At 70.7% G+C, this 18942-nt stretch carries 15 protein-coding genes and 1 pseudogene; 6 read left to right on the forward strand and 10 right to left on the reverse strand.

The window, feature by feature from the left end:
• Positions 1-2 precede the first annotated feature (2 nt).
• From JMJ55_RS06595 to leuC, 4 genes are all read right to left on the reverse strand, one after another.
• Positions 3-1388, reverse strand: a complete 1386-nt coding sequence (locus JMJ55_RS06595) for an aminotransferase (RefSeq protein WP_202824717.1) — start codon at positions 1386-1388, stop codon at positions 3-5.
• Positions 1389-1451: 63 nt separating this feature from the next.
• Positions 1452-2297, reverse strand: a complete 846-nt coding sequence (bla, locus tag JMJ55_RS06600; RefSeq protein ID WP_202824718.1) for a class A beta-lactamase — start codon at positions 2295-2297, stop codon at positions 1452-1454.
• Positions 2294-2899 (reverse strand): 3-isopropylmalate dehydratase small subunit, encoded by a 606-nt coding sequence (gene leuD / locus JMJ55_RS06605; RefSeq protein WP_202824719.1) that lies wholly within the window; start codon positions 2897-2899, stop codon positions 2294-2296. Before leuD ends, bla begins: the two co-directional genes overlap by 4 nt.
• A gap of 1 nt (position 2900) precedes the next feature.
• Positions 2901-4316 (reverse strand): 3-isopropylmalate dehydratase large subunit, encoded by a 1416-nt coding sequence (gene leuC / locus JMJ55_RS06610; protein WP_202824720.1) that lies wholly within the window; start codon positions 4314-4316, stop codon positions 2901-2903.
• A gap of 156 nt (positions 4317-4472) precedes the next feature.
• Between leuC and JMJ55_RS06615 the strand changes: the two genes are divergently transcribed.
• A complete protein-coding gene (locus tag JMJ55_RS06615) occupies positions 4473-5681 on the forward strand; it encodes an MFS transporter (protein ID WP_202824721.1) in 1209 nt (402 codons plus the stop codon).
• A gap of 29 nt (positions 5682-5710) precedes the next feature.
• The gene (locus JMJ55_RS06620; protein ID WP_202824722.1) at positions 5711-6694 is read left to right on the forward strand and encodes a tripartite tricarboxylate transporter substrate binding protein; all 984 of its coding nucleotides are present in this window, start codon (positions 5711-5713) and stop codon (positions 6692-6694) included.
• Between the two features lies 1 nt (position 6695).
• Here JMJ55_RS06620 and JMJ55_RS06625 read toward each other — a convergent pair whose 3' ends face one another.
• The 4 genes from JMJ55_RS06625 to aroA all read right to left on the reverse strand — a co-directional run bounded on the left by JMJ55_RS06625 (position 6696) and on the right by aroA (position 11552).
• Positions 6696-7475: an enoyl-CoA hydratase/isomerase family protein gene (locus tag JMJ55_RS06625; protein ID WP_202824723.1), complete on the reverse strand. Its 780-nt coding sequence runs from the start codon at positions 7473-7475 to the stop codon at positions 6696-6698.
• Positions 7476-7569: 94 nt separating this feature from the next.
• Positions 7570-9288, reverse strand: a complete 1719-nt coding sequence (gene rpsA / locus JMJ55_RS06630) for a 30S ribosomal protein S1 (protein ID WP_202824724.1) — start codon at positions 9286-9288, stop codon at positions 7570-7572.
• Positions 9289-9543: 255 nt separating this feature from the next.
• Positions 9544-10206 (reverse strand): (d)CMP kinase, encoded by a 663-nt coding sequence (gene cmk, locus JMJ55_RS06635; RefSeq protein ID WP_202824725.1) that lies wholly within the window; start codon positions 10204-10206, stop codon positions 9544-9546.
• Entirely contained in the window at positions 10203-11552 is a 1350-nt protein-coding gene (gene aroA / locus JMJ55_RS06640; protein ID WP_202824726.1) for a 3-phosphoshikimate 1-carboxyvinyltransferase, read from the reverse strand. Before aroA ends, cmk begins: the two co-directional genes overlap by 4 nt.
• Before the next feature lie 80 nt (positions 11553-11632).
• On the opposite strand from aroA, the gene JMJ55_RS06645 reads away from it, so the two are divergent.
• From JMJ55_RS06645 to gyrB, 3 genes are read left to right on the forward strand one after another with little or no spacing between them, the layout of a single operon-like run.
• Positions 11633-11959: a TIGR02300 family protein gene (locus tag JMJ55_RS06645; protein ID WP_202824727.1), complete on the forward strand. Its 327-nt coding sequence runs from the start codon at positions 11633-11635 to the stop codon at positions 11957-11959.
• Positions 11960-11984: 25 nt separating this feature from the next.
• Positions 11985-13133, forward strand: coding sequence for a DNA replication/repair protein RecF (gene recF, locus JMJ55_RS06650; RefSeq protein WP_236033451.1), 1149 nt, complete (start codon positions 11985-11987; stop codon positions 13131-13133).
• A 55-nt stretch (positions 13134-13188) separates the two neighbouring features.
• A complete protein-coding gene (gene gyrB, locus JMJ55_RS06655; protein WP_202824729.1) occupies positions 13189-15651 on the forward strand; it encodes a DNA topoisomerase (ATP-hydrolyzing) subunit B in 2463 nt (820 codons plus the stop codon).
• 109 nt (positions 15652-15760) lie between these two features.
• Here gyrB and JMJ55_RS06660 read toward each other — a convergent pair.
• Positions 15761-15979: pseudogene (locus tag JMJ55_RS06660) on the reverse strand (GMC oxidoreductase); the annotation flags it as partial.
• A 220-nt stretch (positions 15980-16199) separates the two neighbouring features.
• Here JMJ55_RS06660 and JMJ55_RS06665 point away from each other — a divergent pair.
• Positions 16200-17291, forward strand: coding sequence for a TRAP transporter substrate-binding protein (locus tag JMJ55_RS06665; RefSeq protein WP_202824730.1), 1092 nt, complete (start codon positions 16200-16202; stop codon positions 17289-17291).
• A 9-nt stretch (positions 17292-17300) separates the two neighbouring features.
• Here the strand turns inward: JMJ55_RS06665 and JMJ55_RS06670 are convergent, their stop codons facing one another.
• Positions 17301-18932: a GMC family oxidoreductase gene (locus tag JMJ55_RS06670; protein WP_202824731.1), complete on the reverse strand. Its 1632-nt coding sequence runs from the start codon at positions 18930-18932 to the stop codon at positions 17301-17303.
• Positions 18933-18942: the final 10 nt, after the last annotated feature.

Genomic DNA, 18942 nt, shown 5'->3' on the forward strand with positions numbered 1-18942 from the left:
GGCTACTCCGCCGCCAGCGCCTTCCCCTCGATCTCCGCCCAGGCGGCATCCAGCCCGGCCTTGAACCGGCCGCACATCTCGCGGATCTCCTCCGCCGTGATGATCAGCGGCGGGGTGAAGGCGATGCGGTCGCCGATGGCGCGGACGATCAGCCCGGCCGCCTGGCAGCGCTCCTGCACCAGCAGCCCCACCTTGGCGGCGGGCGGGAAGGGGGCCTTGCTGGCCTTGTCCGCCACCAACTCGACGCCGGCGATCAGCCCGACGCCCCGCACATCGCCCACCAGCGCATGGTCGCGCAGCGCCCCGAGCCCCTCAAGGAAGACAGGCGAGACGGCGCGGACATGGCCGATGATGTCCCGCTCCTCATAGATCGCCAGCGTCTCAAGCCCGACGGCACAGGCCACGGGGTGCCCGCCATAGGTGAAGCCATGGCCGAAGCTGCCATGCTTCCTGCTGCCCGCCATCAGCGCCGCATGGATCGGGTCGGAGATCAGCAGCGCCGAGAGCGGCTGGTAGCTGGCCGTCAGCTGCTTGGCGCAGACCAGCATGTCCGGCTGCATGCCATAGGTCTCGGAACCCCAGAGACTGCCGGTGCGCCCGAAGCCGCAGATCACCTCATCGGCGACGAGCAGGATGTCGTGCCGCTTCAGGATGGGCTGGATGAGGTCGAAATAGCCGCGCGGCGGGGTGATGGCGCCGCCGCCGCCCTGCACCGGCTCGGCGAAGAGGGCGGCAATGGTGTCCGCCCCCTCGCGCGCGATCAGCGCCTCCAGCTCCTCCGCCATCCGGGCGCTGAACTGCTCCTCCGTCTCGCCCTCCTGGCCGAAGCGGTAGTAGTTGGGGTTCGAGAGGTGGAGGAACCGGTCGCCGAGCGGCAGGTCGAAATCCGCCTGCATATGCGGCTGGCCCGACAGCGAGGCGGTCGCCACCGTATTCCCGTGGTAGCCGCGCACCCGGCCGATCAGCTTCTTCTTCTGCGGCATGCCGCGGATGTTGTTGTAGTACCAGATCAGCTTGATCGCGGCGTCATTGGCCTCGGAGCCGCTGCACTGGAACAGCACGTGGCCGAGCCCCTCGGGCGCGATGGCAGCCAGCTTCTCGGCCAGCCGCACGCTCGGCTCATGCCCCTTCTGGAAGAAGGTGTGGTAGTAGGGCAGGGCCAGCATCTGCTTGTAGGCCGCCTCGGCCAACCGCCGCTCGGAGAAGCCGAGCGAGGCGCACCAGAGCCCGGCCATCGCCTCGATATACTCCCGCCCCTCGGTATCGGTGACGCGGACGCCGTTGCCGCTGGCGATGAGGATGGCGCCCTCCGACTCATGCGCCCCGAGATCGGTCTGCTGGTGGACAAGATGCGCCAGATCGGCGGCATGGAGGCTGTTCGGGCGCATGGCCAGGGCTCCTTCGGCGGGTGCCGCATGCTCCGGCCAGGGGCGAGGTCTGGCAAGACCCCGTCAGGCGCTCCGGGCGGCGATCCGGCCAACCTCCGCCAGCACCGCGCTCCGCTCCGCCTCCGCGCCCCGCGCGCCGACCAGATAGGCGGCGATGAGGATCGGCGCCCGGCCCGGTGGCCAGGCCAGGCCGATGTCGTTGGTCGCCGAGTCCGGCTCGGGCCCGGTGCCGGTCTTGTCCCCGACCCGCCACCCGGCCGGCAGCCCCGCCCGCAGCCGCTTATCGCCGGTCCGGCAGGCGACCAGCCAGGCCGCCAGCTGCTCCCGCGAAGCAGGGCGCAGCGCATCGCCGATCAGCAGGCTCCGCATCAGCCCGACCATGGCCAGCGGCGTGGTCGTGTCCCGCTCATCCCCCGGCGGTACGACATTCAGCTCCGGCTCTCGCCGGTCCAGCCGCGTGACCGGGTCGCCGAGGCCCCGCATCCAGGCCGTGAGCCCGGCCGGCCCGCCGAAGCTGTCGAGCATCAGGTTCCCGGCGGTATTGTCGCTGAGCGTCACCGCCGCGTCGCAGATCGCGCCCATAGTCAGCCCGGCGGCCTCCGCCCCCGGCCCGGTCACCGGGGAATAGGGCACGAGCGCCTCCCGCCCATAGGCGATGTGGCGGTCGAGCCTCTCCTCGCCCCGGTCCACCCGCACCAGGACCAGGCCCGCGGCGAGGAATTTGAAGGTGCTGCAGAGCGGGAAGCGCTCCTCTCCGCGATGGGCCAGCATCCGCCCGGTGCCGGTATCGAGGATGGCAACGCCGAGCCGCCCGCCCTGCCGCGCCTCCAGCGCCGCCAGGGCATCGGCCGCCTGGGCCGGCATGGCCGCCAGCGCGGCGGCACCGGCCAGCAGGGCCCGGCGCCTCATCGGCTGTTCTCCCGCCCGAAGCGGCGTTCGAAGGCGGCGATCTGGTCCTCGAGCGAGAGGGTGAGGCCGATCTCGTCCAGCCCCTCCAGCAGGCAATGCCGGGCGAAGGGATCGACCTCGAAGCCATGCACCGTGCCGTCGGGGAAGGTCACTGTCAGCGCCACGAGATCGACCGTGACGCGGGCGCCCGGCGCCGCCTCGATCTGCGCGATCAGCGCGGCCACTGCCTCGGCCGGCAGGACCACCGGCAGCAACCCGTTCTTCATCCCGTTGTTGCGGAAGATGTCGCCGAAACTCGGGGCAATGGCGCAGCGGAAGCCGGCATCGAACAGCGCCCAGACCGCGCTCTCCCGCGAGGAGCCGCAGGCGAAATTCCGCCCCGCGACGATGATCCGGGCGGGCCGGTAGGCCTCCTGGTTCAGCGGGAAGTCCGGGTTGGGCTCCTCGGTGCCTGGCAGGCGGCGGGCGTCGTGGAAGAGGAAGGCGCTGTGATCCACCTCCCGCGGGCGGGAGAGGAAGCGGCCGGGAATGATCTGGTCGGTATCGATATTCGGCCGCGGCAGCGGCACCGCGACGGAATCGAGGCGGGTAAAGGCTTCCATCTCAGGCGCTCTCCGCCATCAGCCGGCGCACATCGGTGAAATGGCCGGAAACCGCCGCCGCCGCCGCCATCGCCGGGCTGACCAGATGCGTCCGCGCTCCCGGCCCCTGCCGGCCCATGAAATTCCGGTTGCTGGTGGAGGCGACGCGCGTGCCGGGCGGCGCGATGTCGCCATTCACGCCGAGGCACATGGAACAGCCCGGCTCCCGCCAGGCGAATCCGGCGGCGCGGAAGACCTCGTGCAGCCCCTCCGCCTCGGCCTGGCGCTTCACCGGCTCGCTGCCGGGGACGACCCAGGCTTCCACGCCTTCGGCCACTTTGCGGCCGCGGGCGATGGCGGCGGCGGCCCGCAGGTCCTCGATGCGGGAATTGGTGCAGGAGCCGATGAAGACCCGGTCCACCGGCAACCCGTCCAGCCGCGTGCCCGGGGCGAGGCCCATATAGTCGAGCATGCGGGCCATCATCTCGCGCCGCTCGGCATCGGCGGCGAGGTCCGGCCCCGGCACCACGCCGCCGATCGGCAGCGCATCCTCCGGGCTATTGCCCCAGGTCACCATCGGCTCGATCGCGTCCCCGTCCAGCGTGACCTCGGCATCGAACAGGGCGCCGGGGTCGCTCGGCAGCGCGCGCCAGCGCTCCACCGCTGCTTCCCAATCCTCGGGCGCGTAGGGACGGCCAGCGAGATAGGCGAAGGTCGTCTCGTCGGGCGCCACCATGCCGGCTCGGCCGCCCGCCTCGATCGACATGTTGCAGAGCGTCAGCCGCCCCTCCATCGACAGGCTGGTGATGGCGCTGCCGGCATATTCGATCACATGGCCGGTCGCGCCCGCCGCACCGATCTTCGCAATGATCGCCAGGATCACGTCCTTGGCCGAGACGCCGGGGCCGAGTTGCCCCTCCACCGTGATCCGCATGGCCTTCGGCTTGCGCTGCCACAGCGTCTGGGTCGCCAGCACATGCGCGACCTCGGTGCTGCCGATGCCGAAGGCGAGCGCCCCGAGCGCGCCATGGGTGCTGGTATGGCTGTCGCCGCAGACCATCACCATCCCCGGCTGGGAGAGGCCCGTCTCCGGTCCGATGACATGGACGATGCCCTGGTTCGGGTCGCCCAGGCCGAAATTGCGGATGCCGTGCTCGGCGGTGTTGCGGGCCAGCTTCTCCACCAGCTCGCGGTGGCGCGGGTCGCGGATCTCCTCCAGCTTGCGGCTGTCGGTCGGCACGTAGTGGTCGGGCACGGCGAAGATCCGCTCCGGCGCCCGCGGCTTCAGCCCGCGCTTGCGCAGCACATCGAAGGCCACTGCCCCGCCGTCATGCATCAGGTGGCGGTCCACATAGAGCAGGGTCTGGCCATCCTCCCGCTCCAGCACGCGGTGCCGATCCCAGATCTTCTCGAACATCGTCCTCGGCGCGTCGGACATGGTTTCCCCCGCTCGTTTGGCGCGATCCTGCGACCGGGGAGGGATGCGGTCCAGTGGGGGCAGCCCCGCCGAGCCGCCGCTTTCCTCTGGCGCCGATCCTGGCCATGCTCGGCGGAAACCCCATCTTCGGGGGGAGGAACACCAGGGATGCCCGCCATGACCACGCAGGCCGCCGGCTGGACCAAGCCCGAGCTCCGCTCGCTGACTTACGTCTCGGGCGCGCATCTCGTCAGCCATCTGCACCAGCTGGTGCTGCCGCCGCTCTTCCCGCTGCTGCGGGACCAGCTCGGTGTCTCCTTCGTCGAGCTGGCGCTGGCGTTGACGCTTTACAACATCGTCTCCGGCGTGACCCAGGCGCCGCTCGGCTATGCGGTCGATCGCTACGGCTCGCGCCGGGTGCTGGTGGCGGGGCTCTGCCTCGGCGCCTTCGCGCTCGTCCTGCTGGCGGCGATGCCGACCTATCCGGTGCTGCTCGTCTCGGCCGCGCTGCTCGGCCTGGCGAATGCCGTCTACCACCCCGCGGATTACGAGATTCTCGGCCGCACCATCGGCGAGGAGCGGATCGGCCGCGCCTTCTCCATCCATACCTTCTCCGGCTATCTCGGCGGGGCGATGGCGCCGGCGCTGATGCTCGGCCTCTCGAGCCTCGCCGGGCTCGAGGCGGCGCTCGGCGCGGCGGGCGGCCTCGCCATCCTCGCCGCCCTGCCGCTCGCCTTCGCCCGGGACGAGGCCGCCGCGCCCCGCGCCGCCGCGGCGAAGGCCGCCCAGGCGCCGGCCGAATCGGTGCTGACGCCGGCCGTCGTCATGCTGACGGTCTTCTTCACCCTGCTCGCCCTGTCGCTCGGCGGCATCCAGAACTTCTCCGTGGTCGCGCTGGTGAACGGGCGGGGCGTCGATTTCGCCGCGGCCAATGTGGCCCTCAGCGCCTTCCTGCTGCTGAGCGCCTTCGGCGTGCTGATCGGCGGCATCATCGCCGACCGCACCAGCCGGCATGGCGATGTGGCGAGCCTCGGCTTCGGCCTGACCGGGGCGCTGATCGGGGTGGTGGGGCTGGTGCCGCTCGGGCCGGTGACGCTGGTGGGAGTGATGGGGCTGGCGGGCCTTTTCTCCGGCATGATCATGCCCTCCCGCGACATGCTGGTGCGCTCCGCGGCGCCGCCCGGCGCGGTCGGGCGGGTCTTCGGCATCGTCACCACCGGCTTCAATATCGGCGGCGCGGTGGGGCCGATGATTTATGGCGCGCTGATGGATCATGGGCGGCCGCTACTGGTCTTCGCCGCCTCGGTCTGCTTCATCCTGGCCACCATGGCGATGGCCTTCGTCGGCGAGCGCCGCTTCAAACGACCGGTGGCCGCCGTCGAGTGACGCGTGGCGACCAGGGAGGACGGATAAGCATGAATGGTAATGTTTCACTGACCCGGCGCGGAGCGCTCGGGGCGGGCGCGGCCCTGCTGGCGGCGCGTGGTGCCCGAGCCGCCGGCTATCCGGACCGGCCCATCCGCATCGTCGTGCCCTATACGCCGGGCGGCACCACCGATGTCGCTGCCCGCTTCGTGGCGGAACCGCTCTCCAAGGCGCTCGGCCAGCCCGTGGTGGTGGAGAACCGGCCAGGCGCCAACAGCATTGTCGGCGCCGGCGCGGTCGCCGCCAGCCCGCCGGATGGATACAGCTTCGCGGTGGTGATCGGCGCCCATGCCGCCAATGCCACGCTCTACAAGGGCAAGCTGCCCTTCGACCCGGTGACGAGCTTCGCACCCGTCTCCCTGATGATGCTGGCGCCGCTGGTCATGGGGGCCAATGCCAAGCTGCCCTTCACCGACCTGCCGGGGATGCTGGCCTATGCCAAGGCACGGCCGGGCGCGCTCAATTACGGATCGAGCGGGATCGGCGCCGCGGCGCATCTGACGATGGAGGATCTGCAGGTCCGCACCGGCATCCAGATGGTGCATGTGCCCTATCGCGGCACCGCGCCGGCGCTGCAGGACCTGATCTCCGGCAATATCGGCGTGATGTTCGACAGCTATTCCTCGCTGCGGGCGCAGTTCGAGAGCGGCGCCATCCGCCCGATCGGCTTCGCCAGCGCCACGCGCCCGAGTTGGGCGCCCAATATCCCGACCCTGATCGAGGGCGGGCTGCCGGATTTCGTCTCCAGCACCTGGTGCCTGCTGCTTGCCCCGGCCAATACGCCGCGCGACATCGTCGAGCGCGTCTCGGCCGAGGTGGCCAAGATCGTCAAGGACCCGGCAGCCACCGAACGGCTGCGCGGCCTCGGCTTCGATGCCGTCGGCAGCAGCCCGGAGGAGGCCGGGACCTTCCTGCGCGGCGAGGTGGACCGCTGGGCCAAGGTCATCACCGCGGCCAACGTCACCGTGGAATAGGTTACTTCCCGCTGAACTCCGCGCGTCGGCGGCCGAGGAAGGCCCCGACGCCCTCGGCGAAATCGGCCGTGCCGGCGGAGGCGAGGAAGGCCTCCTCCTCGGCGTGAAGCTGCGTTGGCAGATCCCGGCCGGGCGAGGCGCGCAACAGCGCCTTGGCCCGGCCGAAGGCGGCGGTCGGCCCGCTGGCGAGCTGCTGCGCCAGCGCCTCGGTCGCCGCTTCCAGCTCGGCCGCCGGCACGATCCGGTTCACCAGCCCGGCGGCCAGCGCCGCCCGTCCGTCCAACTCCTCGCCCAGCATCGCCAGCCCCATCGCCCCACGCAGCCCGAGCAGCCGCGGCAGCACCCAGCTGCCGCCGCAATCCGGTACCGTGCCGAGCTTGAGATAGCCGAGGGCGAAGCGTGCATCCTCCGCCGCGATCATCAGATCGGCCCCGAGGGCGAGGGAGAACCCACCCCCCGCCGCCGCGCCCTGCACGCTGGCGAGAACGGGGACGGGGAGGGCGGCCAGCCCCGCCACCCCCTCATGCATCGGCTTCAGGATGCGGCGGATCTCGGCCAGGGCCTGCGGTCCCTGAAAGGCCGCAATGTCGCCCCCCGCCATGAAGGCCCGCCCGGCGCCGCAGAGCACGACGCAGCGGAGGTCGGGATCCTGCGGCAGGGCGTCCACGGCTTCGCGGAAGGCCGCGGCCATGGCCGCATCGATGGCGTTCAGCCGCTCCGGCCGGTTGAAGCGGAGGCGGGTGATGGCGCCGGAGCGCTCGACGAGGAGGGGGTTCGACATGGCGCGAGCCTGCACCCATCGCGCGCATAAAAAAAGGCCGGCGGGGTTGTCCCCGCCGGCCCGTGTCGCGTCCCGCCTCGCGGCGGGCCGGATCTTACTCTTCGCCGGCCATCTCGCGGCGGCGGCGGATGGCCGCGCCCAGGATGTCGCCCAGCGAGGCGCCGCTGTCGGTGGAGCCGTACTCCTTCATCGCCTCGCGCTCCTCCTCGATCTCCTTGCCCTTGATGGTCAGGGCGAGGCGACGGGCGGCGCGGTCCACGGCGGTGACCTTGGCATCGACCTTCTCGCCCACGGCGAACTTGTCGGGGCGCTGGTCGCCGCGGTCACGCGCCAGCTCGGCGCGGCGGATGAAGCCGGTGAGGACATCCTCGACCCGGACCTCGATGCCGTTGGCCTGCACCTGCGTGACGATGCAGGTGACGACATCGCCCTTGCGGACCTTGTCGAGCACTTCGGCGGCCGGATCGGCCTCGAGCTGCTTCACGCCGAGGGAGATGCGCTCCTTCTCGACATCCACATCGAGCACCTTGGCCTTGATGACTTGGCCCTTCTCGAACTTGGCCATCGCCGCCTCGCCGGCTTCCTCCCAGGAGAGGTCGGACATGTGGACCATGCCGTCGATCTCCGGGCCGATGCCGATGAACAGGCCGAACTCGGTGATGTTCCGAATCTCGCCCTCGACCACGGAGCCCGGCGGATGGGCCTCGAGGAAGACCTCCCACGGATTGCCCTGGGCCTGCTTCAGGCCGAGCGAGATGCGGCGCTTCGGCTCGTCCACGTCGAGGATCATCACGTCCACTTCCTGCGAAGTGGCGACGATCTTGCCCGGATGGACGTTCTTCTTCGTCCAGGACATCTCGCTGACATGCACGAGGCCCTCGACGCCCGGCTCCAGCTCCACGAAAGCGCCGTAGTCGGTGATGTTGGTCACGCGGCCGCTGAACTTGGCGTTCACCGGGTACTTGATGGCGACGCCATCCCACGGATCGGCCATCAGCTGCTTCATGCCGAGGCTGATGCGCTGGGTCTCCGAGTTGAAGCGGATGACCTGCACCTTCACCGGCTGGCCGATGGTCAGGGCCTCGCTCGGGTGGTTAATGCGGCGCCAGGCGATGTCGGTCACGTGCAGCAGGCCGTCCACGCCGCCGAGATCCACGAACGCACCGTAATCGGTGATGTTCTTGACCACACCGTCGAGGATCATGCCCTCCTTCAGGCCCTGGATCAGCTCAGAACGCTGCTCCGCACGGGTCTCCTCCAGCACCGCACGACGCGACACGACGATGTTGCCGCGGGCGCGGTCCATCTTGAGGATCTGGAAGGGCTGCGGGCTGCCCATCAGCGGCCCGACATCGCGCACCGGGCGGATGTCGACCTGGGAGCCGGGGAGGAAGGCCACGGCGCCGCCGAGATCGACGGTGAAGCCACCCTTCACACGGCCGAAGATCACGCCGTTGACGCGCTGGTTGGCCTGGTAGGCCTTCTCGAGATTGGTCCAGGCTTCCTCGCGCCGCGCCTTCTCGCGCGAGAGCACGATGGAGCCGTCGCGGTCCTCATAGCGCTCGACAAAGAGCTCGACCACGTCGCCGGCCTGCACTTCCGGCTTCTGCCCCTGCGGGGCGAATTCCTTGAGGGGGACGCGCCCCTCGCTCTTCAGCCCGACATCGACGACGGCGAAGTCGTCATCGATGCGGATGACGCGGCCGGAGACGACCGAGCCGGCGAAGCCGGTATCGGGGCCCAGGGTGGCGTCGAGCATTGCGGCAAAGTCTTCGGTCCCCGCATTCGGTGCGAGGGTGGTGGCGGATGCCATGCGGTCTGTCTGTCCTGAACGGCCCACAAGCTGCGGGCGGTGGTCCTGCGCCCCCAGCCAGTCGGCCGGGCACGGCTTGATCGGGCACCGGCCGTCCCTGAGGGGCGGGTGAAGGCGCCATGCGACCCTGTGCCTTGGGCGGCGTATCGGCCCGCCCGGTCCCGGCCCTCTGGCTGATGGCGCCACACGCTTTCGCGATCGCGTCCCATCAACCGCAGGCACCGCGGCCCTCACGGGCGCGCGGATAGGGGTTCGCTAGACTTTCGTTGACGTCCCGTCAAGGAAATTCGCCAGACGCTCCCGCACCAGGGCCATGGCCACGGCGAAGGCCGCATCGGCATCCAGGCTGGTCGTGTCCAGCAGCAGCGCATCCTCGGCCGGGCGCAGCGGCGCCACGGGGCGGTTGGCATCCTGCGCGTCGCGGTCGTGGATCTCGGCCGCGACCTGCGCCAGGTCGGCGGCGACCCCGCGGCCCTGCAATTCCAGCCAGCGGCGCCGGGCGCGTTCCTCCGGGCTGGCGGTGACGAAGAGCTTCACCGGTGCTTCCGGGAAGACCACGGTGCCGATGTCGCGCCCATCCAGCACCGCCCCATGGCGACGGCCGAATTCCCGCTGCCAGTCGAGCAGCGCCGCCCGCACCGCCGGGATGGCGGCGACGGTGCTGGCGGCCATGTCGGCGGCCGGGCCGCGCAGGTCGGGCCGCGCCAGATCCTCCGGCCGCATCGACGCGGCCTCCTCGGCCGCAACGGCCGCATCATGCGGGTCCGCCCCGCGGTCCAGCACCCGCCGGCCGGTCGCGCGGTAGAGCAGGCCGGTATCCAGATAGGGCAGGCCCAATTCGGCCGCCAGCCGGCGCGCCAGCGTGCCCTTGCCGGCCGCCGCCGGCCCATCCACTGCGATGACGATGGCGGCGTTCATGCCGGGCCGATCGCCTCCCCGCCCGCCGCCCGGTTCACCAGCGCGGCGAAGCCGGGGAAGCTGGTCTCGATGAAGGCGGCATCGTCCACCGCCACCGGCGCCCGGGCGGCGAGGCCCATGACCAGGGCGCTCATCGCCAGCCGGTGATCCATATGGGTGGCGACCAGGCCGCCGCCCGGGATGGCGCCGCCGGTGCCCTCCACCAGAAGGTCGTCGCCCTCGATCCGGGCCGCGATGCCATTGGCGGCCAGCAGCGCCGCGGTCGCGGCCAGCCGGTCGCTTTCCTTCACCCGCAGCTCCGAGAGGCCGCGCATCCGGGTCGTGCCAGAGGCGGCGGCGGCGGCGACGGCCAGCACCGGATATTCGTCGATCATGGAGGGTGCCCGGCCGGGCGGCACCTCCACCGCCCGCAGCGGCCCGTATTCGGCGACCAGGTCGCCGACCGGCTCGCCGCCCTCGGTGCGGGCATTCTCCACCCGCAGCCGGGCGCCCATCTCCCGCAGCGTGGCCAGCAGCCCGGTCCGCAGCGGGTTCAGACCGACATTGGCGATGGTCAGGTGGGAGCCCGGGACCAGCAGCGCCGCCACCAGCAGGAAGGCGGCGGAGGAGGGGTCGCCCGGCACCAGGATCGGCGCCGCGACCAGCTCCGGCTGGCCCTCCAGCTCGATCACCCGGCCCTCGGCAGTATCCGCCACCCGGACCGTCGCGCCGAAATGGCGCAGCATATTCTCGGTGTGGTCGCGGGTCGGCTCCGGCTCCACCACGCGCGTGGTCCCCGGCGCGCAGAGCCCGGCCAGCAGGCAGGCCGACTTCACCTGGGCCGAGGCGACCGGCAGCGTGTAGTCGAGCGGCAGCGGATCCCGCGCCCCTTGCACCGCCAGCGGCAGCCGCCCGCCCTCGCGGGCCCAGAAGCTGGCCCCGGTCGTCGAGAGCGGGTTGGTCACCCGCAGCATGGGCCGGCGGCGGAGCGAGGCATCCCCGGTCATCACCGCGAAGATCGGATGGCCCGCCAGCAGCCCGCAGAGCAGCCGGGCGGCGGTGCCGCTATTGCCCATGTCGAGCACGTCCGGCGGCTCCACCAGCCCGCCGATCCCGCGCCCGGCGACGCGCCAGGCGCCGGGGCCAAGCTGTTCCACCTGCGCGCCGAGCAGCCGCATCGCGGCCGCCGTCCGCAGCACATCCTCGCCTTCCAGCAGCCCCTCGATCTCGGTCGTGCCGACCGCGAGCGCGCCGAACATCAGGGCGCGGTGGCTGATGGACTTGTCGCCCGGCACGCGATGGGTGCCGGAGAGCGGGACCGCTGGAGCGACGGCGCGCAGCGGCCGGACGGGAGCGTCATGAACCATGGGGGCGGCGTTTGACACGGTGCGCTGGCCCATGGCAATGCGCTTGGCCCTTTCCCGTCCCCGCACGAGGCATACCCCCCATGGCCAAGCCCGAACTGGGCCTCAAACGTGTCTGCGTCGCCTGCGGCACTAAATTCTACGACCTGACCCGTGCACCTGCCATCTGCCCGAAATGCGGCACCGAGCAGCCGGCCGAGCAGCCCCGCCTGCGCCGCGCCGCCGGCGCCCTGCCGGTGGACGACAAGCTGAAGAAGCGCGCCGTCGTGCCGGATGCGGAGACGGATGACGTCGAGCTGGAGGATGTCGAGGCCGACGAGACGGTCGAGGACGCCGAGGAGCTCGAGGACGAGGCCGACGCGATCGGCGAGGAGATCGAGGTCGAAGGCGATCGCGACGAGGAAGGCTGACCCGACCCTCCGGCTCACGCGCCTCATGCTGCGGGACTTCCGCAGCTATGGGGCGCTGACCGTCGCCTTCACCGCCCCGATCGTCGTCGTCTCGGGCGAGAACGGGGTGGGCAAGACCAATCTGCTGGAGGCGATCAGCCTGCTCGGCCCCGGCCGCGGGCTGCGCGGGGCCCGCGCCGCCGAATTCGGCCGCCGCCTGCCGGAAGGGCCGCTGCCCTGGGCCGTGGCCGGCCGGTTCGAGAATGGCGACTGGCCCGCCTTCGACCTCGGCACCGGCACGCCGGAGGGCGGGGCGCCCGAGCGCCGGGTCTTCCGCCTGGACGGCGCCCCGGTCCGCAGCCAGGCGGAACTGGCCGAGCGCGTTGCGACCCTCTGGCTGACCCCGCAGATGGATCGGCTGTTCCAGGACGGCGCCGGCGACCGCCGCCGCTTTCTCGACCGCTTGGTCTGGGCGCTGGAGCCGCATCATGCCCGCGAGGTCGCCGCCTATGAGAATGCCATGGCCCAGCGCAACCGGCTCCTGGCGGCCGAGCGGCGGGAGGGCAAGGTGGCCGATCCCGCCTGGCTCTCGGCGCTCGAGGATGCGATGGCCCGGCATGGCGTGGCCGCCGCAGCCGCCCGGCGCGGCCTGGTTGGGCGGCTGAACGCCACGCTGGCCGGCGGCATCACCGGCGCCTTCCCGGCGGCCCGGCTGGACCTGCAATGCGGCACGGCCGCCGCGCTCGATTCGCAGCCGGCCCTGGCGGTGGAGGACGAACTGCGCGCCGCCTGGGCCGCCAATCGCCGGCGCGACGCCGCGGCCGGCGCCACGCTGGAGGGGCCGCACCGGGCCGACCTGCTGTTCACCCATGTGCCGAAGGGGCTGCCGGCCGGGCTCTGCTCCACCGGGGAGCAGAAGGCCCTGCTGGTCGCGGTGGTGCTGGCCCATGCCGGGCTGATCGCAGCCAGCCGCGGCTTCGCCCCGCTGCTGCTGCTGGACGAGGTGGCGGCGCATCTGGACGCGCCGCGGCGGGAGGCGCTGTTCGCGGCGCTGGCGGCCCTGCCGGCGCAATCCTTCCTGACCGGGACCGATGCGGCCATCTTCCAGCCCCTGCGCGGGGTGGCCGAGGGCTTCCTGGCAAGGCCCGGTGAACTTGTTCCGGATAGCGATTTACCCGTGCCAGGAGCCGGATGAATCCCTATATCTAGAGCCGTTCCCACCAGCGATGACCGAGGAGCTTGCCGCAGGCATGAGTGACGAGGCTGCGCGCGCCGTATCCACCCCGACCGGGCCTGTCCCGCAGGGGCCTCCGGGCGCTGATTACAACAGCGCATCCATCACCGTCCTCAAGGGCCTGGAGGCCGTGCGGAAGCGGCCGGGCATGTATATCGGCGATACCGATGACGGCTCGGGCCTGCACCACATGGCCTTCGAGATCATCGATAACTCGGTCGATGAGGCCCAGGCAGGCTATGCCACCCGGGTCGAGGTCGTGCTGAACGGCGATGGCAGCGTCGCCGTGCGCGATGATGGGCGGGGAATCCCCGTCGATATGCATGAGGAAGAGGGCGTCTCCGCCGCCGAGGTGGTGCTGACGCGGCTGCATGCGGGCGGCAAGTTCAACCAGAACTCCTACAAGGTCTCGGGCGGCCTGCACGGCGTCGGCGCCGCGGTCGTCAACGCCCTCTCCGAATGGATGGAGGTGCGGATCTGGCGCAACGGGATCGAGCATTTCATCCGTTTCGAGCATGGCGAGACGGTGGAGCCGCTGCGCATCATCGGCCCCTCCGCGGAGCGGACGGGCACCGAGGTGGTGTTCAAGCCGAGCTCCGGCACCTTCACCAAGACCGAATACGACTTCGCCGTGCTGGAGCGGCGGCTGCGCGAGCTCGCCTTCCTTAATTCCGGCCTCGCCATCGCCCTGAAGGACGACCGCCACGTCCCGGCGGAGGAGATCTTCTTCCAGTTTCGCGGCGGCCTCACCGCCTATGTCGAATGGCTGGACCAGGGGAAGGAGCCGCTGTTCCGTCCGCCGATCGCCGCGATCAGCCGGGAGCATGAGGGCATCCGCGTCGAGCTGGCGATGTGGTGGAACAATACCCCGCGCGAGGTCGCGCTCTGCTTCACCAACAACATCCCGCAGCGCGACGGCGGCACCCATCAGGCCGGCTTCCGCCAGGCGTTGACTCGGGTGGTGATGAAATACGCCGAGGATCTGGCGAAGAAGGAGAAGGTCGAGCTTTCGGGCGAGGATATGCGCGAGGGGCTGACCGCCGTCATCTCGGTGAAGGTGCCGGACCCGAAATTCTCCTCCCAGACCAAGGACAAGCTGGTCTCCTCCGAGGTGCAGCCGGTGGTGCAGGTGGCGGTCGCCGATGCCCTGACCCATTGGTTCGAGACGCATCCGAAGGAAGCCAAGATCGTCCTCGAGCAGGTCGTCCTGGCCGCCGCCGCCCGCAAGGCGGCGCAGCTCGCCCGCGACAAGGTCGGGCGGAAGAACGCGCTGGAATTCAGCACCCTGCCGGGCAAGCTGGCCGACTGCCAGGAAAAGGATCCGGCGCGGAGCGAGCTCTTCCTCGTCGAGGGTGACAGCGCGGGCGGGTCCGCCAAGCAGGGGCGCAACCGCGCCTATCAGGCGATCCTGCCGCTCAAGGGCAAGATCCTGAATGTCGAGCGGGCGCGGATGGACAAGATGCTGTCCTCCGCCGAGATCGGCACGCTGATCACCGCGCTCGGCACCGGCATCGGCCCGGGCGAGCCGGCCAAGGGCGGGTTCGATCCGAACAAGCTGCGCTACCACCGCATCGTCATCATGACGGACGCGGATGTGGACGGCAGCCATATCCGCACCCTGCTGCTGACCTTCTTCTTCCGGCAGATGCCGGAGCTGATCGAGCGCGGGCATCTCTACATCGCCCAGCCGCCGCTCTACCGGGCGAAGCGGGGCAATGACGAGCGCTACCTGAAGGACGACCGCGCGCTCGAGGACTATCTGCTCGAGAAGGCGCTGAACGGCGCCTCGATGCGCCTGGGCGACGGGCGGGAACTCGCCGGGGCCGAGCTGCGCGCCGAGATGGAGCAGCTGCGCCAGATCGCCTCCCGCATCCGCCGCCTCGCGGCGCAGCTGCCGCCGGAGATCGTGGAGCAGGCGGCGGTGGCCGGTGCGCTCTCGCTCGATGCCGATCGGGCGACGGCGGCGGCGGCACGGCTAGTGGCGCGGCTGAATGCGCTTGCGGCGCCGTCCGAGCGGCACTGGAACGCGGCGCCGGGCGAGAACGGGTTGCAGCTCTGGCGCACCGTGCGCGGCGTGACGGAGCGGCATGCGCTGACCCAAGCCGCGCTGCGCAGCGCCGAGGCGCGCTGGCTGGACGAGCGGCGCGAGTTGCTGGCGCGCGACTTCGCCGAGGGTGCGACCCTGATGCTGGATGCCAACGGCACGCCGGTGCAGGGCCCGGTCATGGCGCTGGAGCGCGTGCTGCAGCAGGGCCGCAAGGGCCTGACCATCCAGCGCTTCAAGGGCCTCGGCGAGATGAACCCGGAGCAGCTCTGGAAGACAACGCTCGACCCCGCCGTGCGCACGCTGCTGCGGGTGCAGGTAAACGACGTGAAGGAGGCGGAGAACGCCTTCTCCACCTTGATGGGCGACGTGGTCGAGCCGCGCCGGGAGTTCATCGTCACCAATGCGTTGAAGGTGGCGAATCTGGACGTGTAACCCCGGCTACCGTCCGAAGGCCTCCGCTAGTCCAGAGCACGATCGCCGCAGGCTGGAACGGCCGACAGCTTGGACCGTGACCCGCGATCCAATGACCGCGGATCATGGCCTAGCCGCCACAGATGAAGTCTGCCGCCTTCTCCGCGATCATCAGCGTCGTCGCACAGGTATTGGCGGACCGCATGCTCGGCATGATCGAGGCATCGGCGACGCGCAGCCTCTCCATCCCGTGCACGAGTAGCCGGTCGCTTACCACCGCGCTCGGATCGGTCTCCGGCCTCATGCGGGCGGTGCCGATCAGGTGGTAGGTGGTGCTGCCGTTGCGCCTGGCGAAGTCAGCAGCTCGTCATCGGTCTGCGCCTGGGGACCGGGCAAGGTCTAGCCCTCCAGCTAGCGGGAGAGCTCGGGCGTGTTCAGCATCCGTGAAGTCTGCCAGGATGCGAGGCCGGTTCAAAGAGGCGCTTCCGCCGTAGCAACGGAAGGTGTTGCCGCCCTATCCTCCGCCCATGCCCCCGGCATGAGGGGCGGGACCAGGGAAGGAAGACAGGATGCAACGCCGCCGCGCCCTCGCGGGCGGGATCGCCGGGATAACCGGCACCGCCACGCTCGCCACCCCGAACCTCGCCAGCGCCCAGCCGCGCATCCGCTGGCGCTGCCCGAACAGCTTCCCGAAGACGCTCGACACCCTCTACGGCGCGGCCGAGATCGTGGCGCGGCGGGTGCGGGAGATGTCGGACGGCGCCTTCGAGATCACCGTCTCCGGCCCGGGCGAGATCGTGCCTGGCCTGCAGATCCTCGATGCGGTGGGGCAGGGCTCGGTCGAGTGCGGCTTCACCTCCAGCCTCTTCTACTTCGGCAAGGACCCGAGCCTCGCCATCAGCACGACGCTGCCCTGGGGCATGTCGAGCCGGGCGATGTTCGCCTGGCTGAACTACGGCGGCGGGCGCGACCTGCTGCGCGACGTCTTCCGCGACCAGGGCGTCGTCGCCATTCCCGCCGCCTGCACCGGCGCCCAGATGGGCGGCTGGCTGAAGCGGGAGATCAAGGCGCCGGAGGATCTGAAGGGGCTGAAATTCCGCATCGCCGGGCTCGGCGGCAGCGTGATGGCGAAGCTCGGCGTCATCCCCCAGCAGATCGCGCCCTCCGACATCTATCCCGCGCTGGAACGGGGGGTGATCGATGGCGCCGAGTATATCGGCCCCTATGACGACGAGAAGCTCGGCTTCGGCCAGGTGGCGAAATACTACTACTACCCCGGCTTCCAGGAGATCGCGCCGAGCACCGACCTGCTGATCAACCAGCGGGCCTGGGATGGGCTGCCGAAAGCCTACCAGTCCATGCTGGAGACCGCCTCGGCGGAGGCCTGGGCCGCGACGGCGGCGAAGTACGATGTCCTGAACCCGCCCGCGTTGCGGCGCCTGCTGGCGGGCGGCACCCAGCTCCGCCCCTATCCGCGGGAGGTGATGACGGCGCTCTATAAGGCAGCGCAGGAGCTCTATGCCGAGCTCGGCGCGCAGAATGCGCGGTTCAAGCGCATCCACGAGCATTGGGACAAGTTCCGGCTGGAGCAGATCCAGTGGTTCCGCGTGGCGGAGGACAGCGCCTCGAATTTCGTCGCGGTGACGACCTCGCAGCGCTGACCGGTCCCGTCAGGCGGCCTCGGCCGCCTGGCGCCCGAGGATGAAGTCCGCCGCCTTCTCCGCGATCATCAGCGTCGTCGCATAGGTATTGGCCGAGGGCATGCTCGGCATGATCGAGGCATCGACGACGCGCAGCCCCTCCATCCCGTGCACGAGCAGCCGGTCGCTGACGACGGCGCTCGGGTCGGTTTCCGGCCCCATGCGGGCGGTGCCGATCAGGTGGTAGGTGGTGCTGCCGTTGCGCTTGGCGAAATCCAGCAGCTCGTCATCCGACTGCACCTTGGGCCCCGGCAGGGTCTCGGCCTCAAGGAAGGGGGCGAGCTCCGGCGTCCCCAGCATCCGCCGCAGCAGCCGCATCCCGCCCAGATGCACCCGCACATCCATCGGGTCGGAGAGGTAGTTGGGATTGATCTCCGGGTCCTCGAAGACATCGGCGCTGCGGGCGCGGACCCAGCCGGTGCTCTCCGGCCGGTGCTGCCAGGCACCGGCGGTGACGCCCGGGTAGTCGTCCAGCACATAGACCTTGCCCTCGGCGTAACTGCCCGGGGTGAAGACGCATTGCAGGTCCGGCGCGTCGAGGCCCTCGAAGCTCTTCCAGAAGACATGCACATGGGACGGGGCAGTGGCCAGGATGCTTGGCCGCCGCAGCCCCCAGCGGGCGATCTGCAGGCCGAGCTTCACGCCGCGGCCGAGCTGGTTCAGCGTCTCCACCCCCGGCTTCGCCCGCATGACGAAGCGGGAGGCATAGTGGTCGCGGAAATTGGCGCCAACGCCGCGCAGCGCATGCACCACCGGCACGCCGAGATCCTGCAGCAGCGCCTCCGGCCCGACGCCTGAGACCTGCAGCAGCCGCGCCGTGTTCACCGTGCCGGATGACAGGATCACCTCCCGCCGCGCCCGCACCTCGCGCGGCGGGGCGCCGCGCGCGGCGAGATAGCGGATGCCGACGGCGCGCTTCCCTTCGAACAGGATGGCGCTGGCCCGGGCATTGGTCCGCACCTCCAGATTGGGGCGGGACATGGCGGGCTTGAGGAAGGCCCGCGCCGCCGAGACGCGGCGGCCATTGCGGATGGCGCGCTGGAAATAGCCGACGCCGGCTTGGTCGCCGCTGTTATAGTCCGGGTTGCGGGGAATCCCGAGGCCCATGCAGCCGGCGATGAAGGCCTCGGAGACCGGGTTGATCCAATCCATGTCGGTGATCGGGATGCCGTCCGACTCGCGGCCACGGCTCTCGCCGCAGACGCCGACACGGTTCTCACTGCGGCGGTAATAGGGCAGGCAATCGGCATAGCCCCAGCCGCGGTTGCCACGCTGCGCCCAGCTATCGAGATCGGCGGGCTGGCCGCGATTGTAGATCATGCCGTTGACCGAGGACGATCCGCCCAGCGTCCGCCCCTGCACCGTGCTGATGCGCCGGCCGCCGGTCATCGGCAGCGGCTCGGTCTTGAACTGCCAGGTGACGGCGGGATCGGCCAGCGTCTTGATGAAGCCGGCGGGGATGTGGATGAAGGGGTTGCGGTCCGGCGGCCCCGCTTCCAGCACGCAGACGGTGGTGCCGGGATCGGCGCTCAGCCGGTTGGCGAGCACCGAGCCGGCGGCACCGGATCCCACGATGACATAGTCGAACGTATCAGCAGCCATCCTTGGCCAA

The organism is Belnapia mucosa, assembly GCF_016775475.1.
In the GTDB taxonomy this organism is placed as follows: Bacteria; Pseudomonadota; Alphaproteobacteria; order Acetobacterales; family Acetobacteraceae; genus Belnapia; species Belnapia mucosa.

What these genes read in the sequence shown, in the direction of transcription:
- aroA (WP_202824726.1), bottom strand. Translation starts at nt 11,552, where the DNA reads ATGGTTCATGACGCTCCCGTCCGGCCGCTGCGCGCCGTCGCTCCAGCG.
- JMJ55_RS06595 (WP_202824717.1), bottom strand. Translation starts at nt 1,388, where the DNA reads ATGCGCCCGAACAGCCTCCATGCCGCCGATCTGGCGCATCTTGTCCAC.
- cmk (WP_202824725.1), bottom strand. Translation starts at nt 10,206, where the DNA reads ATGAACGCCGCCATCGTCATCGCAGTGGATGGGCCGGCGGCGGCCGGC.
- leuD (WP_202824719.1), bottom strand. Translation starts at nt 2,899, where the DNA reads ATGGAAGCCTTTACCCGCCTCGATTCCGTCGCGGTGCCGCTGCCGCGG.
- gyrB (WP_202824729.1), top strand. Translation starts at nt 13,189, where the DNA reads ATGAGTGACGAGGCTGCGCGCGCCGTATCCACCCCGACCGGGCCTGTC.
- rpsA (WP_202824724.1), bottom strand. Translation starts at nt 9,288, where the DNA reads ATGGCATCCGCCACCACCCTCGCACCGAATGCGGGGACCGAAGACTTT.
- JMJ55_RS06670 (WP_202824731.1), bottom strand. Translation starts at nt 18,932, where the DNA reads ATGGCTGCTGATACGTTCGACTATGTCATCGTGGGATCCGGTGCCGCC.
- JMJ55_RS06645 (WP_202824727.1), top strand. Translation starts at nt 11,633, where the DNA reads ATGGCCAAGCCCGAACTGGGCCTCAAACGTGTCTGCGTCGCCTGCGGC.
- JMJ55_RS06665 (WP_202824730.1), top strand. Translation starts at nt 16,200, where the DNA reads ATGCAACGCCGCCGCGCCCTCGCGGGCGGGATCGCCGGGATAACCGGC.
- JMJ55_RS06625 (WP_202824723.1), bottom strand. Translation starts at nt 7,475, where the DNA reads ATGTCGAACCCCCTCCTCGTCGAGCGCTCCGGCGCCATCACCCGCCTC.
- recF (WP_236033451.1), top strand. Translation starts at nt 11,985, where the DNA reads ATGCTGCGGGACTTCCGCAGCTATGGGGCGCTGACCGTCGCCTTCACC.
- JMJ55_RS06615 (WP_202824721.1), top strand. Translation starts at nt 4,473, where the DNA reads ATGACCACGCAGGCCGCCGGCTGGACCAAGCCCGAGCTCCGCTCGCTG.
- leuC (WP_202824720.1), bottom strand. Translation starts at nt 4,316, where the DNA reads ATGTCCGACGCGCCGAGGACGATGTTCGAGAAGATCTGGGATCGGCAC.
- JMJ55_RS06620 (WP_202824722.1), top strand. Translation starts at nt 5,711, where the DNA reads ATGAATGGTAATGTTTCACTGACCCGGCGCGGAGCGCTCGGGGCGGGC.
- bla (WP_202824718.1), bottom strand. Translation starts at nt 2,297, where the DNA reads ATGAGGCGCCGGGCCCTGCTGGCCGGTGCCGCCGCGCTGGCGGCCATG.